At 65.8% G+C, this 24,393-nt stretch carries 19 protein-coding genes; 9 read left to right on the forward strand and 10 right to left on the reverse strand.

Annotated features, from left to right (window positions below):
* The first annotated feature begins 163 nt into the window (after window positions 1–163).
* From L8F97_RS11585 to L8F97_RS11615, 7 genes are all read left to right on the forward strand, one after another.
* Complete coding sequence (locus L8F97_RS11585) at window positions 164–2,629, forward strand: glycogen/starch/alpha-glucan phosphorylase (RefSeq protein WP_242149817.1); 2,466 nt, start codon at window positions 164–166, stop codon at window positions 2,627–2,629.
* 24 nt (window positions 2,630–2,653) lie between these two features.
* Window positions 2,654–4,810, forward strand: coding sequence for a 1,4-alpha-glucan branching protein GlgB (gene glgB / locus L8F97_RS11590; protein ID WP_242149820.1), 2,157 nt, complete (start codon window positions 2,654–2,656; stop codon window positions 4,808–4,810).
* 12 nt (window positions 4,811–4,822) lie between these two features.
* Entirely contained in the window at window positions 4,823–6,082 is a 1,260-nt protein-coding gene (glgC, locus tag L8F97_RS11595; protein WP_242149822.1) for a glucose-1-phosphate adenylyltransferase, read from the forward strand.
* Window positions 6,083–6,086: 4 nt separating this feature from the next.
* Window positions 6,087–7,535, forward strand: a complete 1,449-nt coding sequence (gene glgA / locus L8F97_RS11600; protein ID WP_242149825.1) for a glycogen synthase GlgA — start codon at window positions 6,087–6,089, stop codon at window positions 7,533–7,535.
* Window positions 7,532–9,160, forward strand: a complete 1,629-nt coding sequence (locus L8F97_RS11605; RefSeq protein WP_242149828.1) for an alpha-D-glucose phosphate-specific phosphoglucomutase — start codon at window positions 7,532–7,534, stop codon at window positions 9,158–9,160. The genes glgA and L8F97_RS11605 overlap by 4 nt, the downstream gene beginning before the upstream one ends.
* A complete protein-coding gene (gene glgX, locus L8F97_RS11610; protein ID WP_242149831.1) occupies window positions 9,160–11,022 on the forward strand; it encodes a glycogen debranching protein GlgX in 1,863 nt (620 codons plus the stop codon). The genes L8F97_RS11605 and glgX overlap by 1 nt, the downstream gene beginning before the upstream one ends.
* A 64-nt stretch (window positions 11,023–11,086) precedes the next feature.
* Window positions 11,087–13,126 carry an ATP-binding protein gene (locus L8F97_RS11615; protein ID WP_242149834.1) on the forward strand — a complete coding sequence of 680 codons (2,040 nt, stop codon included), beginning with the start codon at window positions 11,087–11,089 and terminating at the stop codon, window positions 13,124–13,126.
* Between the two features lie 127 nt (window positions 13,127–13,253).
* Here the strand turns inward: L8F97_RS11615 and L8F97_RS11620 are convergent, their stop codons facing one another.
* On the reverse strand, window positions 13,254–14,267 hold the full coding sequence (locus L8F97_RS11620; RefSeq protein ID WP_242149837.1) for a polyprenyl synthetase family protein: 1,014 nt from the start codon (window positions 14,265–14,267) through the stop codon (window positions 13,254–13,256).
* A gap of 108 nt (window positions 14,268–14,375) precedes the next feature.
* On the opposite strand from L8F97_RS11620, the gene L8F97_RS11625 reads away from it, so the two are divergent.
* Entirely contained in the window at window positions 14,376–14,660 is a 285-nt protein-coding gene (locus tag L8F97_RS11625; RefSeq protein WP_242149840.1) for a chorismate mutase, read from the forward strand.
* Window positions 14,661–14,709: 49 nt separating this feature from the next.
* Here the strand turns inward: L8F97_RS11625 and L8F97_RS11630 are convergent, their stop codons facing one another.
* Window positions 14,710–15,588, reverse strand: a complete 879-nt coding sequence (locus L8F97_RS11630) for a helix-turn-helix domain-containing protein (RefSeq protein WP_242150165.1) — start codon at window positions 15,586–15,588, stop codon at window positions 14,710–14,712.
* Between the two features lie 107 nt (window positions 15,589–15,695).
* Here L8F97_RS11630 and pobA point away from each other — a divergent pair, with 107 nt between their 5' ends.
* A complete protein-coding gene (pobA, locus tag L8F97_RS11635) occupies window positions 15,696–16,865 on the forward strand; it encodes a 4-hydroxybenzoate 3-monooxygenase (protein ID WP_242149843.1) in 1,170 nt (389 codons plus the stop codon).
* 92 nt (window positions 16,866–16,957) lie between these two features.
* Here the strand turns inward: pobA and L8F97_RS11640 are convergent, their stop codons facing one another.
* The 8 genes from L8F97_RS11640 to L8F97_RS11675 form a co-directional block, all read right to left on the reverse strand.
* Window positions 16,958–17,959: an aldo/keto reductase gene (locus L8F97_RS11640; protein ID WP_242149846.1), complete on the reverse strand. Its 1,002-nt coding sequence runs from the start codon at window positions 17,957–17,959 to the stop codon at window positions 16,958–16,960.
* Between the two features lie 8 nt (window positions 17,960–17,967).
* Complete coding sequence (locus L8F97_RS11645) at window positions 17,968–18,906, reverse strand: Gfo/Idh/MocA family oxidoreductase (RefSeq protein ID WP_242149848.1); 939 nt, start codon at window positions 18,904–18,906, stop codon at window positions 17,968–17,970.
* Complete coding sequence (locus tag L8F97_RS11650; protein WP_242149851.1) at window positions 18,903–19,754, reverse strand: class III extradiol dioxygenase subunit beta; 852 nt, start codon at window positions 19,752–19,754, stop codon at window positions 18,903–18,905. Before L8F97_RS11650 ends, L8F97_RS11645 begins: the two co-directional genes overlap by 4 nt.
* A gap of 1 nt (window position 19,755) precedes the next feature.
* Window positions 19,756–20,166 carry a protocatechuate 4,5-dioxygenase subunit alpha gene (ligA, locus tag L8F97_RS11655; protein ID WP_242149854.1) on the reverse strand — a complete coding sequence of 137 codons (411 nt, stop codon included), beginning with the start codon at window positions 20,164–20,166 and terminating at the stop codon, window positions 19,756–19,758.
* On the reverse strand, window positions 20,163–21,050 hold the full coding sequence (locus L8F97_RS11660) for an amidohydrolase family protein (RefSeq protein WP_242150168.1): 888 nt from the start codon (window positions 21,048–21,050) through the stop codon (window positions 20,163–20,165). The genes ligA and L8F97_RS11660 overlap by 4 nt, the downstream gene beginning before the upstream one ends.
* Window positions 21,051–21,061: 11 nt before the next feature.
* Window positions 21,062–22,078, reverse strand: a complete 1,017-nt coding sequence (locus tag L8F97_RS11665) for an amidohydrolase family protein (protein ID WP_242149856.1) — start codon at window positions 22,076–22,078, stop codon at window positions 21,062–21,064.
* Window positions 22,075–22,935: a DUF1932 domain-containing protein gene (locus L8F97_RS11670; RefSeq protein WP_242149858.1), complete on the reverse strand. Its 861-nt coding sequence runs from the start codon at window positions 22,933–22,935 to the stop codon at window positions 22,075–22,077. Before L8F97_RS11670 ends, L8F97_RS11665 begins: the two co-directional genes overlap by 4 nt.
* A gap of 239 nt (window positions 22,936–23,174) precedes the next feature.
* Window positions 23,175–24,359 carry a LysR substrate-binding domain-containing protein gene (locus tag L8F97_RS11675; RefSeq protein ID WP_242149861.1) on the reverse strand — a complete coding sequence of 395 codons (1,185 nt, stop codon included), beginning with the start codon at window positions 24,357–24,359 and terminating at the stop codon, window positions 23,175–23,177.
* Window positions 24,360–24,393: the final 34 nt, after the last annotated feature.

Here is a 24,393-nt window from a genome sequence, read left to right on the forward strand (position 1 = left end):
GTTCGTCGGGCCACTGGCGGGCGCGTCGCTGATCGACGTCGCGATCGCCGTCGCCCGCGCGATCTTTTAAAAAGCATCGGTACGCCTTGGCGATGGATTAACCCTCTACAAAGCATGAGCGTGACGATACGCTCGCGCCCGGTATCCAATTCGAGGCTGTTCGATGATCAAAGCCGCTCCCACGCTTCCAAAACCGGCGCCGCGCGCCACCAATCCCGAGACACTCGCGGCGGAGATCGTCGAGAAGCTGACCTACCGCATCGGCAAGAATGCGGTCGCCGCCAAGCCGCACGACTGGCTCGCCGCCGTCATCAACGTGATCCGCGATCGCATCATCGACCGCTGGATCGAATCGACGCAGGAAACCTACGATAAGCGCGGCAAGCGTGTTTACTACCTCAGCCTCGAGTTTCTGATCGGCCGGTTGATGCGCGACGCGGTCTCCAACCTCGGATTGATGGAGGAGATGCGGGAGGCGCTGTCCTCGCTCGGCGTCGAACTCGACCTGATCCGTGAACTCGAACCGGACGCTGCGCTGGGCAATGGCGGCCTGGGCCGGCTGGCGGCGTGTTTCATGGAGTCGATGGCGACGGTCGACGTACCGGCTTATGGTTACGGCATCCGCTACGTGAACGGCATGTTCCGGCAGGAGATCCATGACGGTTTCCAGATCGAGCTGCCTGAGACCTGGCTCGCACACGGTAATCCGTGGGAGTTCGAGCGGCGCGAGTCGAGCTACGAAATCGGGTTCGGCGGCACGGTCGAGCCCGCCCGCGCGGACGGTAGCGGCGATGATGCGCGTGTCTGGAAGCCGGGCGAACGCCTAATCGCGACGGCCTACGACACGCCCGTGGTCGGCTGGCGCGCGGAGCGCGTCAATACGCTCCGGCTATGGACGGCGACCCCGATCGACCCGATCCTGCTCGACCAGTTCAACGCAGGCGACCACATCGGCGCGTTGGCGGAGAGCAACAAGGCCGACAGCCTCGCGCGCGTGCTCTACCCCGCCGATTCGCATATCGCGGGGCAGGAACTGCGGCTGCGGCAGGAGTATTTCTTCTCCTCCGCCTCGCTGCAGGATATCGTGCGACGGCACATCCAATATTTCGGCGACATTCGCACGCTGCCGGACAAGGCCGCGATCCAGCTCAACGACACGCATCCGGCCGTCTCGATCGCCGAAATGATGCGCATCCTCATCGACGAGATGGACCTGTCGTTCGACGACGCCTGGGCGGTTACCCAGCCGACCTTCGGTTACACCAACCACACGCTGCTGCCCGAGGCGCTCGAGACGTGGCCGGTGCCGCTGTTCGAGCGGTTGCTGCCGCGCCACATGCAGCTGGTCTACGCGATCAACGCCAAGCTGCTGATCGCCGCGCGGCGGGAGAGGGGCATGGACGACCGCGCCATCGCCGCAATCTCGCTGATCGACGAGACCGGCGAGCGGCGGGTGCGGATGGCGAACCTCGCCTTTGTTGGCTCGCACAGCGTCAATGGCGTGGCGGCGCTGCATACCGACCTGATGAAACAGACCGTATTCGCCGATCTGCACCGCATGTTCCCGGACCGGATCAACAACAAGACCAACGGCGTCACGCCCCGACGTTGGCTGCAGCAGTGCAACCCGGAACTGACCGGGCTGATCCGCGAGACGATCGGCGACGGCTTTCTCGACGATACCGAGAAGCTGTCGGCACTCGACGCCGTCGCGGATGACGGCGCGTTCCAGGCCAAGTTCAAGGCGGTGAAGATCGCCAAGAAGGCCGCGCTCTCCAACCTGCTGCGCGAGCGAATGGGGCTGAAGATCGATCCGAACGCCTTGTTCGACATCCAGATCAAGCGCATCCACGAGTACAAGCGGCAGTTGCTCAACATCATCGAGGCCGTGGCGCTGTACGACCAGATCCGCTCGCACCCCGAGCGCGATTGGCAGCCACGCGTGAAGCTGTTCGGCGGCAAGGCGGCGCCGAGCTATCACAATGCCAAGCTGATCATCAAACTGGCCAACGACGTGGCGCGCGTCATCAACCATGATCCGGCCGTGCAGGGGCTGCTCAAGGTCGTATTCGTGCCGAACTACAACGTCAGCCTGGCCGAGGTGATGATGCCGGCCGCCGACCTGTCCGAACAGATCTCCACCGCTGGCATGGAGGCATCGGGAACCGGCAACATGAAGTTCGCGCTGAACGGCGCGTTGACGATCGGCACGCTCGACGGCGCCAATATCGAGATCAAGGATCATGTCGGCGACGACAACATCATGATCTTCGGCCTCACCGCGGAGGAAGTCGCCGCCAAGCGCGCCGGCGGCTACAACCCGCGCGAGGTGATCGAGGGATCGCGCGAACTCGGTCAGGCACTGTCGGCGATCGCCTCCGGCGTGTTCTCGCCCGACGACCGCGACCGCTATCGCGAGTTGATCGGCGGTATCTACGATCGCGACTGGTTCATGGTCGCCGCCGATTTCGATGCTTATCACGCCGCCCAACGCCGGGTGGATGCGCTCTGGGCGCAGGAAAATACGTGGTATGCCAAGACGATCCGGAACACAGCGCGGGTTGGCTGGTTCTCCTCCGATCGGACGATCCGGCAATATGCGAGCGAGATTTGGGGCGTGCTGCCATAAACCGGTTTTTGTGAGAAGGAGCGTGTGGTGAGGCCCGGCGAAGCGCAAGCGATCGTCGCGGGTACGCATGGTGATCCGTTCGCGGTGCTGGGCGTGCACCGCGAGGATGAGGCTATCGTCGCGCGCTGTTACATTCCGGGTGCGCAGGACGTGGCGGCGTTCGGGCTTGACGGCACGCCACTCGGCACGCTGATGCCGACGGGTGAGGGCGGATTGTTCGCCGGGCCGCTCAAGCTGGTCGCGCCCAAGCCGGTGCGATATCATGCGCGAAACCCCGATGGCGACTGGTGGGTCGATGATCCCTACGCCTATGGTCCGGTGCTGGGGCCGCTTGACGATCATTATATCGGCGAGGGGACTCACCTGCGCCTGTTCGACAAGCTCGGCGCCCATCTGCTGCATCACGAAGGCAGTGAGGGCATGCATTTCGCGGTGTGGGCGCCCAATGCGCGCCGCGTGTCGGTTGTCGGGCCGTTCAACCAATGGGATGGCCGCCGTCATGTCATGCGCCTGCGACGCGACACCGGTATCTGGGAAATCTTCATCCCCGGCGTCGGCACGGGTGAAGCGTACAAGTTCGAGATCCTGGCCAACAATGGAACGCCGCTGCCGCTGAAGGCGGACCCGTTTGCCTTCCATGCCGAACTGCGCCCCTACACAGCCTCGCTGACCACCGCGCCGCTCGCGCATGAATGGGGCGATCATGAACATCGCGGATTCTGGGCGAAGGCGGATGCGCGGCGTCAGCCGATCTCGATCTACGAAGTCCACGCCGGCTCCTGGCGACGCGGCTGGCAGGGCGAGTTCCTGACCTGGGACGAACTGGCCGACCAGTTGATCCCCTACGTTGTCGACCTAGGGTTCACTCATATCGAATTGATGCCGATCACCGAGCATCCCTATGATCCAAGCTGGGGCTACCAGACCACCGGCATGTTCGCGCCGACCTCGCGCTTCGGGGACGGCGAAGGCTTCGCGCGCTTCGTCGATGGCTGCCACCGTGCCGGGATCGGCGTGATCCTAGACTGGGTGCCGGCGCACTTTCCGGTCGACGCATTCGGGCTGGAGCATTTCGACGGCACCGCGCTGTACGAACATGCCGATCCTCGCCAAGGGTTCCATCCCGACTGGAACACCGCGATCTACAATTTCGGGCGCAGCGAAGTGTCCGCCTTTCTCGTCAATAGCGCGCTGTACTGGACCGAGACGTTCCACCTCGATGGTCTGCGCGTCGATGCTGTCGCATCGATGCTGTACCTCGATTATTCGCGGAAGAGCGGCGAGTGGGTGCCCAATGCGCAGGGCGGTCGCGAGAATGTGGACGCGGTTGCCTTCCTCCAGCGTATGAACGCAGCGGTGTACGGCGCAAACCCCGGCGTAATGACGATCGCGGAGGAATCGACGTCGTGGCCGGGCGTCAGCAAGCCGGTGCATGAGGGCGGCCTCGGCTTCGGTTTCAAATGGAACATGGGCTTCATGCACGACACGCTCGCCTATCTGGCGCGTGATCCGGTGCATCGGCCCTGGCATCATGACGAGCTTCTGTTCGGCCTCGTCTACGCATTTGACGAGAATTTCGTGCTGCCGCTCAGCCATGACGAGGTGGTCCACGGCAAGGGCACGCTCCTTACCAAGATGGCGGGCACGTATTGGCAGAAGTTCGCCAATCTGCGCGCCTATTACGGTTTCATGTGGGGTTATCCCGGCAAGAAGCTGCTGTTCATGGGGCAGGAGTTCGCCCAAGCCGCCGAATGGAGCGAAGCCCGCGGGCTCGACTGGCATTTGCTCGATCAGCCCGCGCATGATGGCGTACGCGGCCTCGTCCGCGATCTCAACCGTGTCTACCGCAAACATCCGGCGCTGCACGCACGCGATTGCGAGGGTGAGGGGTTCGCCTGGATCGTCGCGGACGATCGCGACAATGCCGTATTCGCCTGGGTGCGGCAGGCGCCGAGCGAGGCTCCGGTGGTGGTCGTGACCAACTTCACGCCGCAGGTTCTGACTGGCTATCGCATCACCTTGCCCAGGGCGGGTACGTGGTGTGAGATTCTAAACACCGACGCACACGTTTATGGCGGCAGCGGCGTGGGCAATTTCGGTGGCATCGTGGCGGCGGAAGATGGCGGGGCTGTCATCACCATCCCACCGCTCGCCACCATCATGTTCGAACATAACACGTAACGGGAGAGAACCATGGTCGAGAGGAGAGGCGCACCGCTCGCGCGCGACGCGATGGCCTATGTACTGGCGGGCGGACGCGGCAGCCGGCTGTGGGAATTGACCGACGTGCGCGCCAAGCCCGCGGTCTATTTCGGCGGCAAGGCGCGCATCATCGATTTCGCACTGTCGAATGCGCTGAATTCGGGCATCCGCCGCATCGGCGTGGCGACCCAGTACAAGGCGCATTCGCTGATCCGCCATTTGCAACGGGGCTGGAACTTCTTCCGTCCGGAACGCAACGAAAGCTTCGACATTCTACCCGCCAGCCAGCGGCAGGACGAATATGGCTGGTATTCGGGTACGGCCGACGCGGTGTACCAGAACCTCGATGTGATCGAGGGCTATGGGCCGGAGTTCATGGTCATCCTAGCGGGCGATCACGTCTACAAGATGGACTATGAATTGATGCTGCAACAGCATGTCGATTCTGGCGCCGACGTGACGGTCGGCTGTCTCGAGGTGCCGCGCATGGAGGCGACCGCGTTCGGCGTGATGCATGTGGACGAGAGCGATCGCATCGTCGCCTTCGTCGAGAAGCCGAAGGATCCGCCCGGCATCCCCGCGCAGCCGGACCTCGCGCTCGCTTCGATGGGCATCTACGTGTTCCGCACGAAGTTCCTCGCCGATCTGCTGCGGCGCGATGCGCAGAACCCGGCGTCGCAGCATGATTTCGGCGGCGACCTGATCCCCTATGTCGTCGAACATGGCAAAGCGGTGGCGCATCGCTTCGCGTCGAGTTGCGTGCGGTCCGAGCTGGAGCAGAACAGCTACTGGCGCGATGTCGGCACGATCGACGCCTATTGGGAGGCGAATATCGACCTCACCGACGTGATCCCGCACCTCGATATCTACGATCGTGCCTGGCCCTTGTGGACCTATTCGGAGATCACGCCGCCGGCCAAGTTCGTGCATGATTTCGATGGGCGGCGTGGCAGCGCGATTTCGTCGCTGGTCGCGGGCGGATGCATCATCTCCGGCTCGGCATTGCACAGGAGCCTGATCTTCACCGGCGTGCGCGCGCACAGTTACTCGACGATCACCGAGGCGGTGGTGATGCCGCGCTGTGAAATCGGAAGGGGTGCGCAACTCACCAAGGTGATCGTCGATTCGGACGTCAAGATCCCCGCCGGGCTGATCGTCGGCGAAGACCCGATCGCGGACGCCGAACGCTTCCGCCGCACCGAGCAGGGCGTGGTGCTCATCACCCAACCGATGATCGACCGGCTGGGCTGACGACATGCACGTCCTCGCCGTCGCCTCCGAAATGCACCCCTTCGTCAAGACCGGCGGGCTGGCCGACGTGGTCGGCGCGCTGCCGGCTGCACTTGCCCCGTACGGCGTGACGGTGACGACGGTGCTGCCCGGTTATCCCGCCGTGCTTGCGGCGATCGGCGATGCGGAGGCGGTGGCGCATTATCCCGATCTGTTCGGCGGGCCGGCGCGGCTGTTGCGAGCGAGCGTGGGCAGCACCCGGCTGCTGGTGGTCGATGCGGCCCATCACTTTCAGCGCGGCGGCGGCATCTACAGCGAGGCGAGCGGGCGCGAGTGGGGCGATAACTGGCGGCGCTTCGCCGCGCTGTCGGCGGTGGCGGCAAGCGTCGCGGCGGGCGCAGTGGCGGATTATCACCCCGATCTCGTCCACGCGCATGACTGGCAGGCGGCGCTGACGCTCGCCTATCTGCGCCACGGTCCACGCGCCGACGTGCCGGCGGTGATGACAATCCACAACCTCGCTTTCCAGGGCGGGATCGACGCCGGCCTATTCCCGCAGCTCGGCCTGCCGGGGAGCGCCTTCGCGGTCGACGGCGTCGAATATTACGGCGGCGTCGGGTATCTGAAGGCCGGGCTGTTCTACGCCGATGCGATCACCACCGTCAGCCCCGCCTATGCCGACGAAATCCTGACGCCGAGCCATGGCATGGGCCTCGACGGGCTACTCGCCACGCGGCGCGGGCGGCTGCATGGTATCCTCAACGGCATCGACACCGCCGAATGGAACCCGGCGACCGACCCCGCCGTGCCGGATCACTTCGACGCGCACGATCTCGCCGCGCGAGCGCGCAACCGGGAGCATGTCGAGCAGCGCTTCGGTATCGTCGGCGGTGACGGGCCCTTGTTCGCTGTGGTAAGCCGGCTGACGTGGCAAAAGGGTCTCGATATTCTCGCCGCCACGATAGACGATCTCGTCGCGATGGGCGGGCGGCTGGCGGTGCTCGGCTCGGGCGATTCCGCGATCGAGGCGGCGATGTTTGATGCCGCCGCGCGCCACCCAGGCAAGGTCGGCGTGCTGACCGGCTTCGACGAGCCGCTGTCGCACCGTGTTCAGGCCGGCGCCGACGCGATTCTGATCCCCTCGCGGTTTGAGCCGTGCGGGCTGACCCAGCTTTACGCGCTGCGCTACGGCTGCGTGCCGGTGGTCGCGCACACCGGCGGCTTGGGCGATACCGTGATCGATGCCAATCAGGCGGCGGTCGCCGCTGGCGTCGCAACCGGCGTGGTGCATGATCCCGGCAGTCAGGAGGCGCTTCGCTCCGCGATCCACCGCGCGGTCACGCTCCATGCGCAACGCGACGTGTGGGCAGCGATGCAACGCGCCGGAATGGCGGCGGATTTCTCTTGGCGGCAGAGCGCGGCGCGCTATGCGGAGCTGTACACGTCGCTCCTTCAAGAACGGACGCCCGCATGACCACCACCGTGCCTACGACGCCCTATCAGGACCAGAAGCCGGGCACGTCGGGCCTGCGCAAGAAGGTGCCGCACTTCCAGCAGCCGAACTATATCGAGAATTTTGTACAGGCGATCTTCGACAGCCTTACCGGCTTCGAGGGGCAGACCCTGGTGGTCGGCGGCGACGGCCGATTCTACAACCGCGAGGTGATCCAGATCGTGCTGCGCATGGCGGCGGCGAACGGCTTCGGGCGGGTGCTGGTCGGGCAGGGCGGTATCCTGTCGACCCCGGCGGCGAGCAACGTGATCCGCAAATATGGCGCGTTCGGCGGCATCATCCTGTCGGCCAGCCACAATCCCGGCGGCCCGACCGAGGATTTCGGCATTAAATACAACACCGGCAACGGTGGTCCTGCGCCGGAAAGCGTCACCGACGCGATCTACGCCCGCACCAAGGTGATCGATGCGTACAAGATCGTCACCGCGCCGGACGTGGACATCGATGTGATCGGCGAAACTTTCGTCGAGGGCATGTCGGTGCAGGTGATTGACTCGGTCGCCGACTATGCTGCGCTGATGGAGACGTTGTTCGACTTCCCCGCGATCCGCGACCTGATCGGCGGTGGTTTCCGCGTCGTGTTCGACGCGATGAGCGCGGTCACGGGTCCGTATGCGCTGGAGATCATCGGCCGCCGTCTGGGGGCGGGTGAGGACGCGATCTTCAATGCCGTGCCGCTGCCGGATTTCGGCGGCCATCACCCCGATCCCAACCTCGTCCACGCACATGACCTGTACGAGCGGATGATGGCGGCGGACGCGCCCGATTTCGGCGCGGCCTCGGATGGCGACGGCGACCGCAACCTCATCATCGGCAAGCACATCTTCGTCACACCGTCGGATTCGCTGGCGATGCTGGCGGCGAACGCGCATCTCGCGCCGGGCTATGCCGCCGGACTGGTCGGCATCGCGCGCTCCATGCCGACCAGCGGCGCCGCCGACCGCGTGGCGGAAAAGCTCGGCATCCCGCTGTTCGAGACGCCGACCGGCTGGAAGTTCTTCGGCAACCTGCTCGACGCCGGCATGGCGACGATCTGCGGCGAGGAAAGCGCTGGCACTGGCTCCGATCACGTCCGGGAGAAGGACGGGCTGTGGGCGGTGTTGCTGTGGCTCAACATCTTGGCGAAACGCGGCGAGAGCGTGAAGGCGATCGCCGAGGCGCATTGGGCGACCTACGGCCGCAATTACTATGCGCGCCATGATTACGAGGGGATCGAAACCGCTGCCGCCGACACGCTGATGGCTTCGTTGCGCGGCAAGCTTGCCAGCCTGCCCGGAAGCTCCGTCGCCGGGCTGGAGGTCGCGAGTGCCGACGATTTCGCCTATACCGATCCGGTCGACGGTTCGGTCAGCGCGAAGCAGGGCGTGCGCATCGGCTTCGTCGGCGGCTCGCGCGTGGTGTTCCGCCTGTCGGGCACCGGCACCTCCGGCGCGACGCTGCGCGTCTATATCGAACGCTACGAGCCCGCCGACGGCGATCTCGCGCAGGAGACACCGCAGGCGCTCGCCCCGCTGATCGCCGCCGCCGAAGCGGTTGCAGGCATCGCGCAGCACACCGGCCGCACCATGCCGGACGTCGTCACCTGATGGAGCCGCCATTCCCGCCCGGCGCGCACGTTCAAGACGACGGTACGCACTTCACGATCTGGTCGGAACATGCCGCGACGATCGATCTCGTGCTGTTCGACGCCGACGATAGCGAGATCCTGCGCAAGCGCCTCGATATGCGGCAGGGCGGCTGGCATCACACCTTTGTCGAAACGGTCGGGCCGGGCGCGCGATACGGATATCGGATCGACGGGCGCTACGATCCTGCCAACGGCCATTGGTTCGACCCATCCAAGCTGCTCGTCGACCCCTATGCGATCGCCATCGACCGGCCGTTCGTGCAGGATCCGCGGCTGGGCGAACGTGGCGTCGATACCGCCGCGCTGGTGCCGAAGGGCATAGTCACCATCCTGCCCGAGCCCGGCTTTTCCGAGCCGCCACACTTTTCGCCCGGCGGCCTGATCTACGAACTCCCCGTGCGCGCCTTCACGATGCTACATCCGCAAGTGCCAGAGGCGCAGCGCGGCACGATCGCGGCGCTCGGCCATCCGGCGGTGATCGCGCACCTCAAGGCGCTTGGCGTCGCCGCCGTCGAACTGATGCCGATCGCGGCATGGATCGACGAGCGCCATCTGCCGCCGCTGTGGCTGCGCAATGCATGGGGCTATAACACCATCCCGTTCATGGCGCTCGATCCGCGTCTCGCGCCCGGCGGCATCGCGGACCTGGCGGATGTGGTGGCGACATTGCACGCGGCCGGGATCAGCGTGTTTCTCGACATGGTGTTCAATCACAGCGGGGAGAGTGACGCGCAAGGCGCCACGGTGTCGCTGCGCGGTATCGACGGCGCGAACTATTTCCGCATGGCTGACGGCACGCTCATCAACGATACCGGTTGTGGCAACACGCTGGCCTGCGAGCGGCCGCCGATGCAGCGGCTGATCCTCGATACGCTGCGGCACTTCGTCGTCAACGCCGGCATCGATGGCTTCCGCTTCGATCTCGCGCCGGTGCTGGCGCGCGGACCCGACGGGTTCGATCCCCAGGTCCCGCTGCTCGCGGCGATGGCGGCCGATCCGGTCCTTAGCGATAGGGTGATGATCGCGGAGCCGTGGGATCTTGGCCCGGGCGGCTACCAGTTCGGTCGCTTTCCGGCGCCCTGGCTGGAGTGGAGCGACCGGTACCGCGACGACGTGCGCCGTTTCTGGCGCGGTGACGCGGGGCGTATCGGCGATCTCGTCACGCGGATCGCCGGTTCGTCGGATGTTTTTGCCGGGCCGTTCACACGTGGCGTCAGCTTCATCGCCGCGCATGATGGTTTTACCCTCGCCGATTGCGTCTCTTACGAAACCAAGCACAACGAGGCGAACGGCGAAGGCAATCGGGACGGCCACACGCCCAACCATTCCTGGAACAACGGTGTCGAAGGCCCGAGCGATGATCCGGCAATCATCGCCGCGCGCCGTCGCGACGTCAAGGCGCTGCTGGCGACGCTGTTTGCCACGCGCGGCACGATCATGCTCACTGCCGGGGACGAATTTGGCCGTAGCCAACGCGGCAACAACAACGCCTATTGCCAGGACAACGCCTTCACATGGCTCGACTGGACAAATCGCGATACCGAGCTGGAGGCGTTTGTCGCCAGCCTGTCCGGGATACGCGCTCAGTGCCCGAGCCTGGCCGATCCGACGCTGCTAACCGACAGCAACGTCAGCTGGCTTCGACCCGACGGGTGTGCGTTCACCGTCGACGATTGGTACGATCCTGCTACGGGCGCGATCGCGATGCGGTTGGCTGGCGTCACCGTGTTGTTCAACCGAACGCCCGACCCCATCACCTTCGTCACGCCGGCCGCGACAGTGGAGGCACGCAGTGTCATGTTCGTGCCGGACGCCGGTTAGCTTCGTACTTTTACGGAGTTGCGTTTCGCTGGCCTGACGAGCAGCTACGCGCACGATGGACGCGTTGCGCAACTTTGCCTTTCCAGGGGGGACGGAGAGCGCCAGTGGGCGTTGGTGGACGCGCTTCGCCCTGCTCACGCTGGGCTGCTTCGCCGCTTTCCTCATCGGGTTCATCCTGAATCGGTCCGCACCGGTGCCGCCGATCATGCCGGTCACAGGCGTTGCGATGGCCGGCCTGCTGCTGTGGGGCAAGCGGATGTGGCCGGCCGTGCCGATCTCCGTTTTGATGGGGGCGCTCGTGCTGGGCCTTCCACACCCAGTGTTGCAGATCGTCATCGCGCTTGCGCTCACGATCGGGCCGGTCGTCGGCACGTGGGTGGTGGAGCGGATGGTCGGGCGGGTAAAACTCCCTGCACGGGCCGAACACGCAATGCCGATCATCCTCGGTGCCTGTGTCTGCTCCGTGCTGATGGCGGCGTGCGTAAGCGGCCCGATGGCGTTGCACGGCGACCTGCGTGGGGTCACGTTCGCGGCCGATCTGTTCAGCCGCAGCCTGCGGCACCTGACTGGTGCGATGTTGACCTTGCCGTTGATGCTCGCCTGGGCGGATACGCGGCCGGACCACTGGGATCCGCGACGCTGGCTGCACTTTGCGATCATCCTGATCGTGACCGCTTTGGTCGCCTATCCGATCTTCCTTCGCCGGGACGCCAGTCCGATCTCCTGGGCGGTTTTCCCGCCGTTGATCTGGGCAGCGCTGGCGTTTCGGATGCGCGGCGTGACGGCGGCCATGCTTGTCGTCAGCGTGGAGGCGTTCGCGGGCATATCCAACGACGTCGGTGTTTTCGTCCACAGCGACTTCGAACCTATGCTGTTAATGCTGCTGTTCATCAGCATTACGACTGCGACCATGCTGGCGTTTGCGGCGCTTGCGTATGAACGGATCAGTGAGCGCCGGCTTCATCTGGAGGTGTCCGACGCGAAGCTGGCACTGGAGATCGCGCAGGCGGAGGCGCTCGATGCCAACACCCGGCTACGGCTGTCACAGGAGGCGGCGGGCGCAAGCGCATGGCAATATGACGTCGAGTCTGCGCGGATCGTGCGTACGTTCGGAGAGAATGAGAGCGTCGATATCATGACCGGGCACGCCCCGGTGGGTGGCTTTTCCGCGGAGGTGGTTGGCGCCGACATGGCGCTGGTGGTCGCCGCGATGCGCCGGGCGGTCGAAACCGAAGGTTCGCTGGACATGACGGTACGGACCGGATCGGTCGAGCGGCCGACGCGGTGGCTGCGTGTGGTCGCCCGGTACGACGGGTCGAACGGGAGGCGACGATTGGTCGGCATGACGTTGGACGTGACGCCATTGCATGAGGCGCAGTCGGCGGCGCAGGCGGCCAACGAGAAACTGCTGAGCATCTCGCGGCTGAGCGCGATGGGGGCGATGGCCTCCACGCTCGCGCACGAACTCAACCAGCCGCTGACTGCGATCGCCAACTACGGCGCGACCTCGCGGATGCTGCTGGCTTCGAACATTCCCGATGCCAATGAAATGGCGAGCGAACATCTCGGCCAGCTCGTCGATGCGAGCCTTCGCGCCGGCAAGATCATTCGCAAAATGCGTGATTTCACGATCAGTGGTGAGATAACCCGCACCGTCGCGGATCTTGGCGATATCGTTCAGGCGGCGTGGGCGAACGTTCGCGACAGGCCAGTCGCGATCGGTGCTGTCCTGAATTTCGATGACGGGCGGCACGCGCCAATGGTGGCAGTCGACCGGCTTCAGATCGAACAGGTGCTGGTCAACCTGTTGCTCAACGCGGTTGAGGCGACCGCCGGGCAGGACGACCGCCAAGTCGATGTGGTGATCGTCGGCGGGGCTGATGCCGTCACGGTGACGGTGGGTGACAACGGCCGTGGCCTGCCGGAAGGCATGATCGACAACCTGTTCGAACCGTTCCGCACGACAAAGCCGGATGGCACCGGCCTTGGCCTGCCGATCTGCCGTACCATCGTCGAGGCGCATGGCGGCAAACTGTGGGCGGAGGCTCGCCCGGAGGGCACCGCGTTCGTCTTTACCATCGCCGGCGACGCCCTGCTGCATTGAGCAATTACGGGCGGCAAGGTCGCAAGGTCATTGTCGCGAAGCGATCCGACCACCGATCGGCGGAAACACGGATTGCGACGATCCTCAGCGTATCTTGTTGGCGACTAATGTTGCCAAAAACGGAGCCTTAGAAGGCGCGAGCGATGGCGAACTCGACGGCTTCGATCATCGCGTCCTTGGCCTGACCATCGGGAAAGATCGCGAGGGAGTCGATCGCGCGCCGTCCGTAATGGCGCGCGCGCGCCATCGTATCGTCGATCGCGCGCGTGCTGCGCACCAGCGCGAGCGCGTGGGTGAAATCCTCGTCGCGATTGCGGTGGCCCTCGATCGCGGCCTTCCAGAACGTCCGGTCAGCCTCGTCACCACGCGCATAGGCGAGGATCACGGGAAGCGTCGCCTTGCCCTCGCGGAAGTCATCGCCCGCATCCTTGCCCATCGTGCCGGCATCCGACACATAGTCGATCGCGTCGTCGACAAGCTGGAACGCCACGCCGAGATTGCGTCCATAGGCGTCGAGCGCCGCTTCCTCCGCCTCGCTTCGCTCCGCAACCACCGCCGCGATCCGGCAGGCGGCGGCGAACAGCGCGGCGGTCTTGGCGACGATAATGTCGAGATAGCGTTCCTCGGGCGTGTCGACCCGGCGCGCGGCGGTGAGTTGGTTGACCTCACCCTCGGCAATAATCGCGCTCGCGCTCGACAGGATCTTGAGCACCTTGAGGCTGCCCGCCTCGACCATCAGTTCGAACGAGCGGCTGAACAGGAAATCGCCGACCAGCACGCTCGCCGGATTGCCCCAGATCAGGTTGGCGGTGCGCTTGCCACGCCTCAGGTCCGAGCCGTCGACAACGTCGTCGTGCAACAAGGTAGCGGTGTGGATGAATTCGACCGCAGCCGCGAGTTCATGGTGGTGAACACCATCGTACCCGAGCAGCTTGGCACTGGCGAGCGTCAGCATCGGCCGCATGCGCTTGCCGCCGCCCGCGATCAGATGGCCGGCCAGCGTCGGGATCAACGGGATATCCGACCGCATGCGATCGAGGATGACGGCGTTGACCTGTTTCAGATCGGCAGCGATCAGCGCCACCATCGGATCGAGCGATGGTGCTGGGCGGGGTTCGAGGCGTTGGGTCGTGGCGCTCATCTTCCCGCGATGTGGCGGCACTGGCGCGCAAAGGCAAGCCCGCATTAGGCTTGCGCGGCGCGGGTCGCCTGCGCAAAAGGCGTGTCACAGTCGAGAGGGAGGCCGCGAGTGAGCGACGAAACGCTGGCAGGATATCGCCAGAGCATCGACAATATCGACGCGGCGCTGGTGTTCCTGCTCGCCGAGCGGTTCAAGGTGACGCAGGCGGTCGGTCGTTACAAGGCCACCGCCGGCTTGCCGCCCGCCGACCCCGGCCGCGAGGATGCGCAGATCACGCGGCTGCGCGGTCTCGCCAAACAGGCCGATCTCGATCCCGATTTCAGCGAAAAATTCTTGCGGTTCATCATCGACGAGGTGATTCGCCACCATGAGCGCGTCCGCGACGCGGGCTGAGCCGCTTCATTCGGTTCAGTCGTAGGAGCCTCGACCGACCGCGATCAGCTCAACCACCCCGTGCCGTGCGAAAGCGGCGCGGGGACTGGCCGGCATGACGCGCGAAGAAGCGGGAAAAATAAGCCGGATCCTCGAATCCCACTGCCCATGCGACCTGGTGGACGGTCATGTCGGTGTACAGCAGCAACCGTCGCGCCTCCAGCATCGCGCGTTCATCCAGCATCGCGTTCGGCGACGATCCGCCCACCCGCGCGCAGGCGAGCCGCAGCGCGGTTTCGCTCACCCCCAGCGCGGCGGCGTGGACCGCGACCGGCTCGCGCAGGCGGAAGCGCGCCTCGATGCGTTCGCGTAAGTGCGCCACCACCAGCGCTTGGCGCCCCGGCGCATCCCCCGCCAGCGCGCCGACCGCCGCGCGGCGCAGCGCCCGTACCAGGATCGCAAGCACCTCCGCTTCCACCGCACTGCGCTGACCGACGCCGATCCAGCCGAGTTCGCGAAGCAACTGGCTGACCGCGCGCTCGACCGCGACGTGATCCTCCGCATCCAGCGCGATCGCCTGCGCAGGGTGGAACAGCGTGGCGAGATCGCGGTCACGCTCGGCCAGTTGCGTCACATAGGCGTCGGCGAGCGTGATGACCCAGCCGCGCGATTCGTTCGCCCAGGTGAAGCCGTGCACCGCCCCCGCCGGGATCAGCAGCAGCGCGGGCGCGGTGAACGCACAGGTGACACCGTCCACCTGCATCGTCCCGCCGCCCTCGGTCATCACGAAGACGTGGTTGAGATCGGGGTGAAGATGCGGCTGGATTGTCCATTCACTCGGCCGCGAACGATCGTCGAGGCTTTCGACATGGACGAACCCCTCGCGAACCGCCCGCTGCGGCTCGCCGTAGAGATAGAAGGCGGGAATAGCGGGCGCGGCGGATCGCATCGGCATGGCCTGAAGCTGCTGGATCGTCCAACTATCCGGTCGCGCCTGCCATGTCCAATCGTGCCGTCGCGCCGCATCCTGCCGTCAACGAAAAGACGGAGAGATGCGTGAAAACTCAGGTTGCGATCGTGGGCGCCGGCCCGGCGGGGCTGCTGCTCGGCCATCTGCTCCGTGCCGAGGGGATCGAGGTCGTCGTGGTCGAACGCGCCGCGCCGGATTACGTACTCGGTCGCATCCGCGCGGGCGTATTGGAAACGACGCTCACCGATCTGCTCGACCGGCTTGGCCTTGGCGAACGCATGCATGCGGAGGGCATCCCGCACGACGGCTTCAACCTCGCCGACGGTGAACGGCTGATCCGCATCGACGTCGCTGCGCTCACCGGGCGGGAGGTGATGGTGTACGGCCAGACCGAAGTGACGCGCGACCTGATGGACGCGGCACCTTCGCGCGGATTGGAAGTGATCTACGAGGCCGCCGATCTCGCGCTGCACGATGTCGAGGGCGACGCGCCCTACATCACCTATATCAAAGGTGGTGCGCAGCACCGGCTCGACGCGCGCTTTATCTGTGGGTGTGACGGCTATCACGGCCCCTCGCGCAAGGCGTTCCCCGCCTCGGCCGGGCAGCATTGCGAGAAGGTCTATCCGTTCGGCTGGCTCGGCATCCTTGCCGACGTGCCGCCGTGCAACCACGAGCTGATCTACGCCAACCACGCGCATGGTTTCGCGCTCGCCTCGATGCGGTCGGCCACGCGCAGCCGCTATTACATCCAGGTGCCGCTCGACGAGAAGATCGAAGAGTGGCCCGACGACCGGCTGTGGGACGAACTCGCGCTGCGGCTCGGGCCGGATGCCGCCGCGCACATGACGCGTGGGAACGCGCTGGAGAAGTCGATCGCACCGCTGCGCTCGTTCGTTTTCGAGCCAATGCGCCACGGCAGCCTGTTCCTTGCCGGGGATAGCGCGCATATCGTCCCGCCGACCGGCGCGAAGGGGCTTAACCTCGCCGCGTCCGACGTGGCGTATCTGTCCGAGGCGCTGGCGCGCTATTTCCGCAGCAACGACCCGGATGGCGTGGCCGGCTATTCCGCGCGTGCGCTGGCGCGGGTGTGGAAGGCGGAGCGGTTCTCTTGGCAGCTCACCCGCCTGATGCACCGTTTCCCCGAGGCGGATGCGTTCGATCGACGCATGCAACTTGCAGATCTTGACTATATCGCGTCTTCAGTCGCGGCGCAGACCACGATCGCGGAAAATTACGTCGGATTGCCGCTGTAAATCTCGATTTTCGATCGTCCCGAGCGACACGCCGCAGGGTACCTCGGCTTCGCTACGAACGGTCGGTCGAGCGACCTCGCTTACGCAGTTGGTTACGCCAGCACTTCGCCCGGCAGCAGTTCGGTGTCGATCATCGCCTGCATCGCGGCAGTGTAGCGCGGGCCGGCGATCGCGTGGATCGGGAACATTGCGTCGACCGCCGCCAGCGCCGCGGCCGGCACTGGCGTATCGAGCGTCGCGACGTCTTCTTCGATATGCGCGATGCTGCGCGTCCCCGGCAGCGCGATGACATGGTCCCCCCGCGACAGCACCCAGCCGAGCGCGAGTTGCGCCGGCGTCAGCCCGGCGTTCGCCGCCACCGCATCGAACCGCGCGACCAAATCGAGATTGGTGCGCAGGTCCGCGCCGATGAAGCGCGGCATCGTCGCGCGGATATCGCCGGGCTTGTAAGTGTCCGTCCGGATCGCGCCGGCCAACATCCCGCGCGCCACCGGCGAGAACGCGACGAAGGCGACATTAAGCTCGCGGCAGGTCTCCAGCACCGCCACTTCGGGATTGCGCACCATCGGCGAATATTCGCTCTGCACCGCCGCCACCGGGTGGACGGCGTGGGCGCGGCGGATCGTGGCGGCGGACATTTCCGAGAGGCCGACCATGCCGATTTTGCCCGCCTCGATCGCGCGGGCGAGCGCGCCTACCGAGTCCTCTACGCCCACGTTCGGATCGAGCCGGTGAAGGTACATCAGATCGATATGATCGGTGCCGAGCCGCGCCAGCGACCGGTCGATCGAGGCGGTGATCGCCGCCGGGCTACCGTCGAGCACGCGCTTGCCGCCCGGCATGTCGAGCACGCATTTGCTGGCAAGGGTGAACTCCCCGCGCCGGTGCATCACCGTGCGCGACAGCAGTTTCTCGTTCTCGCCGCCACCGTACAAGGCGGCGGTGTCGAGCATCGTCACGCCGAGATCGAGCGCGCGGTTGAGCAGCGCGCTCGCCTCGGCTTCGGGCGGCGCCACGTCATACGCGTGGCTGAGGTTCATGCAGCCGAGGCTGATCGCGGTTACGGTGCGGTGCCCAAGCGGTCTCGTCTGCATAATCGTCCTTACTTCAGTTGCTGTTCCAGCGCGTCGAGCACGCGGTAGCACGGCAGCACCTGCGCGACCGAAGAGTTCGGCTCGCGGCCTTCGCGGATCGCGGCGATGAACTCGCGGTCCTGCAATTCGATGCCGTTCATCGACACGTCGACCTTCGACACGTCGATCGGCTCTTCCTTGCCGTTCACCAGATCGTCGTAGCGCGCGATATACGTGTCGGTATCGCCGATGTAGCGGAAGAACGTGCCGAGCGGCCCATTGTTGTTGAACGACAGCGACAGCGTACAGATCGCGCCGCTCTCCGCCTGCATCTGGATCGACATGTCCATCGCGATGCCGAGTTCCGGGTGGATCGGCCCCTGGATCGCATTGGCCTTGACGATCGGCCCGGCCTGATAGGCGAACAGATCGACCGTGTGCGCGGCGTGATGCCACAGCAGGTGGTCGGTCCAGCTGCGTGCCTCGCCCTTGGCGTTGATGTTCTTGCGACGGAAAAAATACGTCTGCACGTCCATCTGCTGGACGTTGAACTCGCCCGCCTTGATGCGGTTGTGGACGAACTGGTGGCTCGGATTGAAGCGCCGGGTATGGCCGACCATGCAGGTCAGGCCGGTCGCCTGTTGCTTGGCCAGTACGGCTTCGGCATCGGCAAGACTGTCGGCGAGCGGGATCTCGACCTGGACGTGCTTTCCCGCGTCCATGCAGGCGATCGCCTGTTCCGCGTGCATCTGCGTCGGCGTGCACAGGATCACCGCATCGACGTCATCGCGGGCGAGCGCGTCGGCAAGTTCGGTCGAACTGTGTTTCGCGCCGTATTTGGCGGCGACGGCGGCGGCCTGTTCGGCGCGGCGGCTGATGATCGAGACGATTTCGACGCCGTCGATCTTCTGAAGGCCATCGAGGTGCTTTTCCCCGAATGCGCCGGCACCGGCGAGGGCGATTCTCATGCGATATGCTCCGTGGGTTCCAAAACAATATGCCCGACCGCGGTGTTGCTGGCCGGAACGTGATAATGCCGGTGCAGGCAGCGCGTGGCGCGGCCCAGCGCGCCGCGCATGATGAGCCACATCACCATCTCGATGCCCTCGCTGCCGGTTTCGCGCAGATATTCGATGTGCGGGATATGGCGCAGCCGATCGCTGTCACCGACGAGGCCGTCGAGGAAGTCGTTGTCCCAGGCGGCGTTGATGAGGCCGGCGCGCGGCCCCTGCAACTGGTGGCTCATGCCGCCGGTGCCCCACACCTGCACGCTGAGGTCTTCCTCGAAACTCGCCACCGCGCGCGATATCGCCTCACCCAGCGCCCAGCAGCGGTTGCCCGACGGCGGCGGATAGGTGACGACGTTGACGGCGAGCGGGATCACCTTCACCGGCCACGCCTCGGGCTTGCCGAACATCATCGACAGCGGGACGGTCAGGCCGTGGTCGACATCCATCTCGTTGATGATCGTCATGTCGAATTCGTCGAGGATCAGGCTCTGCGCGATATGCCAGGCGAGGTCGGGGTGTCCCTCGACATCGGGCACCGCGCGCGGCCCCCAGCCTTCGTCGGCGGGCTGGTAGCGTTCGCCACAGCCGATCGCGAAGGTGGGGATGATCTTCATGTCGAACGCGCTGGCGTGGTCGTTATAGACCAGGATGACCACGTCGGGCTTCTGCTCGGCCTCCCATTGCTTGGTCCAGTCGTAGCCGGCGAAGGCGGGCGCCCAATAGGCTTCCTCGGTCTTGTCGAAATCGCTCGCCACGCCAAGCGCGGGGATGTGCGAGGAGGCGACGCCGGCGGTGATGCGTGCCATCTCAGCGGCCCTCCTTGGTGGATCGCTGGCCCTCGGGGCTGCGGCCGCCCGCCAGCATCATCGCGGCGTAATCGTCCAGCCCCATGCCGCTCATCGTGCTGACCGCTTGCAGGAACGACTGCCCGTCGGTTGAGAACACCTTCGCCATGAAATAGATGTTGCCGCCGAGATCGAGCAGCCGGTTGTAATCGCGCGCCAGCACCGCCTGCTTCTGCTCCTCGGTCATCGCCCACTGATCGAGATAGGCGCGCTCGTCCGCCTTCCAGCGTTCGCGGTTTTCCGCCTTCATCAGGCTCATCGCGAACTGGTTGAGGTGATAGCCCTGCCGCGCCCGCTTGGCGGTGAACACGCGGGTGCCGGGAATATCGTCGAACTCGGCGAGATATTGGTGGATGTCGGTCACGCGGGTCATGGGCGTTCCTCCGGCCAGTACAGCCGCATTGGATTGTCGACGAGCAGCTTGCGTTGCAGCTCTGCCGTCGGCGCGATGCGCGGGATGATATCGACGAGCCAGCCGTCGTCGGGCATGTGGCCGACCATGTTGAGATTGGGGTGCGGCCAGTCGGTGCCCCAGATCACGCGGTCCGGATATGTCTCCACCACCTTGCGCGCGAACGGCACGAAATCGTCATAGGTCGGCGGGCCGGATTTGGAGAGCCGCTCCGGGCAGGTCACCTTGCACCAGATGTTGTCGTTTTCCATGAACTTCAGGAAGGGCGCGAACTCCGGCCCGTCCACGTCTTTGGTCACGTCAGGGCGGCCCATGTGATCGACCACCAATGTCGTCGGCAGCGACAGGAAGAAGTCGCGCTTCTCGGCGAGATCGGCCGCCTCGAAATAGATCACGACATGCCAGCCGAACGCGGCGATCTTCTCAATGATACCGCGATAGTATTCGTCGGGCTTGGGATCGACCAGCCGTTTGACGTAGTTGAACCGCACCCCGCGCACGCCCGCTTCGTGCATCGCGGCGAGTTCGTCGTGGCTGATGTCGGCCTTCACATCGGCCACGCCGCGCGCGCGACCGTTCGCGTGGGTCAGCGCATCGACCATCGCGCGATTGTCCTTGCCGTGGCAGGTCGCCTGCACGACGACGTTGCGCGAGAAGCCGAGGAAATCGCGCAAGCCATACAGGATGTCGCGCCCGGCATCGCACGGCGTATATTTCCGCTCAGGCGCGAACGGGAACACGTCGCCCGGCCCGAACACATGGCAATGCGCATCGACCGCGCCCAGCGGCGGGGTGAAGCTGGGCTTGGTCGGCGCGGGATCGAAGCACAACCAGTTCGCGTCCATCGTGAACGCGCTCACAGTCCGCGCGCCGTCAGTTGCGCATCCAGCCGCGGGAAAACCCGCCGCGCGTTGCCCTCGTAGATCGCATGGCGCTGCTCTTCGGAAATCAGCAGCGCGTCGACGTAGCGCTTGGTATCGTCGAAATACTGCCCCGTCGTCGGGTCGATGCCGCGCACCGCGCCGACCATCTCGCTGCCGAACAGGATGTTCTTGGTGTCGATCACCTCGGCGAGCAGGTTCACCCCCGGCTGGTGGTACACGCAGGTATCGAAATACACGTTGTTCATCAGATGCGTATCGAGGCTCGGCTGCTTGAGCATGTCCGCTAGCCCCCGATAGCGCCCCCAATGATACGGAACCGCGCCGCCGCCATGCGGGATGATGAAGCGCAGGTTCGGGAAATCCGCGAACAGATCGCCTTCGATCAACTGCATGAACGCGATCGTATCGGCGGCGATGTAGTAGGCGCCGGTCGCGTGCAGCCCCGGATTGCACGATCCCGAGACGTGGATCATCGCCGGCACGTCCAGTTCGATCATTGTCTCGTAGAATGGATACCAGAAGCGGTCGGTCAGCGGTGGCGAGGTGAAGTGGCCGCCGCCCGGATCGGGATTGAGGTTGCAGCCGATGAACCCCATGCCGACGCAGCGCTCCAGCTCGGCGATCGACCCGGCCATGTCCGCCTTGGGGTTCTGCGGCAGCATGCAGACCGGCGCGAATACCTCGGGGTAGAGATCGGCGCAGCGTTTGATGAGGTCGTTGTTGGCGCGCGCCCACGCCAGCGCCACGCTCTCGTCGCCGACGTGCGGTGCCATCGCCGAGGCGCGCGGCGAAAAGATCGTCATGTCCGCGCCGCGCTCGCGCAGCAGGCGAAGCTGGTTGGTCTCCAGCGTCTCGCGGATCTCGTCGTCGGAGATCTTGGGGTAGGGCGGCGTCGTATCGCCCGCCTTGAACGCCGCCTTCTGCGCCTCGCGCCAGTCGTTGTGTGCGGCAGGGGCAGTAGTGTAATGGCCGTGGCAATCGATAATCATGCAGGCTCTGCCTCCCGGTTCAACAGATCGAGTTTGGCGGCGAGCCCATCCGGCGGCGCGACGCCGAGTGCGCCGATCGCGCGCTGACGCACCACCGTACCGGCGCTCATCATGGAGCCGGTGCCGAGCGCGTCGAGCGTCTTGACGACCTCCGCCATCTCGGCGGCGCGGCGCGTGCCATGCGCGAGCATCCGGTCGAGGTTATAGTCGGCGCGCGCCGCCCACGGCTTCGGTTTCTCGCTGGCGTCGAGCGAGGCGAGCACCTCGTCCAGCACGCCGGCGCGGTCGGCGGCGAGCACGCACTCGGCGGTCAGCGCCTCGATCCCCTTGACCATCACCGAGCGAATCATCTTGATCGACGACGCACGGCCCACGTCGCCGGCCACGATGCGGACATCCGCGAAACCGAGATCGCGTAGATACGCCGCGCCCGCCTCGGCATGTGGCCCCGACACCAGCAGCGGCACGCCCGTCCGCGCGGGCAACACCGGCGCCATCACCGCGACATCGACGTAGCGCCCACCCTTGGCGGCGATCGCGTCGGCGGCGGCGCGCTTCGTGTCCGGCGCGACGCTGTTCATGTCGAACCACAGGGTGCCGCTCGCGATCTCCGCGCCCCACGCGGCGGCAAGCGCCTGATCGGCGGTGACGAGCGAAAGCGCCGCGTCCACCCCATCGAGCGCGGCGGCGGCGCTGTCGCAGCCGCGTAACCCCACCATGCCGTAATCGTCGCGCTTGTCGTCGGCGAGCGCGGGATCGTCAGTCTTGCGGTCATAGGCGGTGAGCGTGGCCGAAAGGCCGGGTGCGAACGCCATCGCTGCCTCGCCGAATCCGATCAGGGCCGTCGTCCGCTCCATGGTCGTGGCTTGGCCGCAGCGGACGGCAGCGCCCAATCGGAAAGCGCGCGGGCATATTCAAAATCCTGAACTTAGCGGGGCCGGCGGATTTGCCCATCCGTGCCGCGTTCGCGACGAAAATCATGCGACCCCGCGAAATTTGCCCTCCCGGTCGCGTGAATAGCCCGCGCGGCAACACGCGTTGCGATACGTTTGAGCGTCGTTGCCTCTCTCCGGAACGCGTTAGCCGACCGTTTGCATCACGCCCCGCGCGCCGGCCCCGCCACCTGATCGAGCGCTTCCAGAAACCGCGATTGCGCCCGCGTCGGCCGCCAGTCACGCCTGGTGGTCACGCCGATCGTCCGCCCGCTCAGCGCCGGCTCCGGACCGATCGCGGCCAGCACGCCGCTGTCCACTTCGAGCGCGATCTGCTCGGGGGAGAGCAGGGTGAGGAAGTCGCTCTCCGCCAAGATGCCGCGGATCACCATCACCGATCCGCAATGCACTGGCGCACGCGGCAACGGCCCCGCGCCGAACAGCCGCTCCCAAAGCGTGCGCAAAGGGGCGCCGGCATGGCTCACTACCCAGGGGTACGCGGCAAGCTGCCCGGGCGTCGGCGTGGCGGCGCCGGCGAGCGGATGGCCGGCGCGCCCGACGATCATCAGCCGGTCGGTCATCAGCGGCGTCTGCGTGAGGTCGGGTGGACCGGGTTCGGGCCTGAGCGCGCCGATCGTCAGGTCGATCGCGCCGTCGCGGAGAGCCTCGACCAACTCGCGCCACGATCCCTCGATCACGTCGATCTCAATCTCCGGCGCGACCGCCACCGTCCGCGCGATCGCGCGCGGCACCAGCATCGCGCGCGACAGCGGCATCGCGCCGATCACGACGCTGCCGCCCTCGCGCGCGGTGAGTTCGGCGATGCCGCCGGCGATCTCGGCGCGGGCGAGCCGGATGCCGCGCGCCAGCCGCAACCCGCCAGCGCTCAGCGCGATACCGCGCCCGCGCCGCTCGACCAGCACCTGCCCGCAAACCTGTTCGAGATCGCGAACCGCACGATGGATCGCCGGCTGCGACAGGGCGGTCGCGCTCGCCGCGCCGACGAAACTCCCCGCATCGGCGAGCGCGAGGAAGGCGCGAAGCTGCGTCGCCGTCATCAGCCGCTCGGCATTGGCGAAGCGCCGCCCGCCGCGCACGGCGGCGGCAAGATGCGCGAACGCCGCGCCGGTCCGCGCCGCCAGCGCGCGCCCCGCCTCGGTCGGCTCCATGCCGCCCGCCTGGCGCGTGAACAGCGGCGTGGAAAGTTGCGCCTCCAGCTTCGCCACCCCTTGCGTCAGCGCCGGCTGAGACAAACTTATCAGCTGCGCCGCCGCGCTGACGCTGCCGGCACGCACGATCGCCGCCACCCCGCGCAAATGCCGTAGATTGAGATCGAACGCGTTCGTCATATCCGAGGATTAGAGAAAACTTATCGTGCTTTTG

The organism is Sphingomonas sp. BAUL-RG-20F-R05-02 (assembly GCF_022662305.1).
Classification (GTDB): Bacteria; Pseudomonadota; Alphaproteobacteria; order Sphingomonadales; family Sphingomonadaceae; genus Sphingomonas.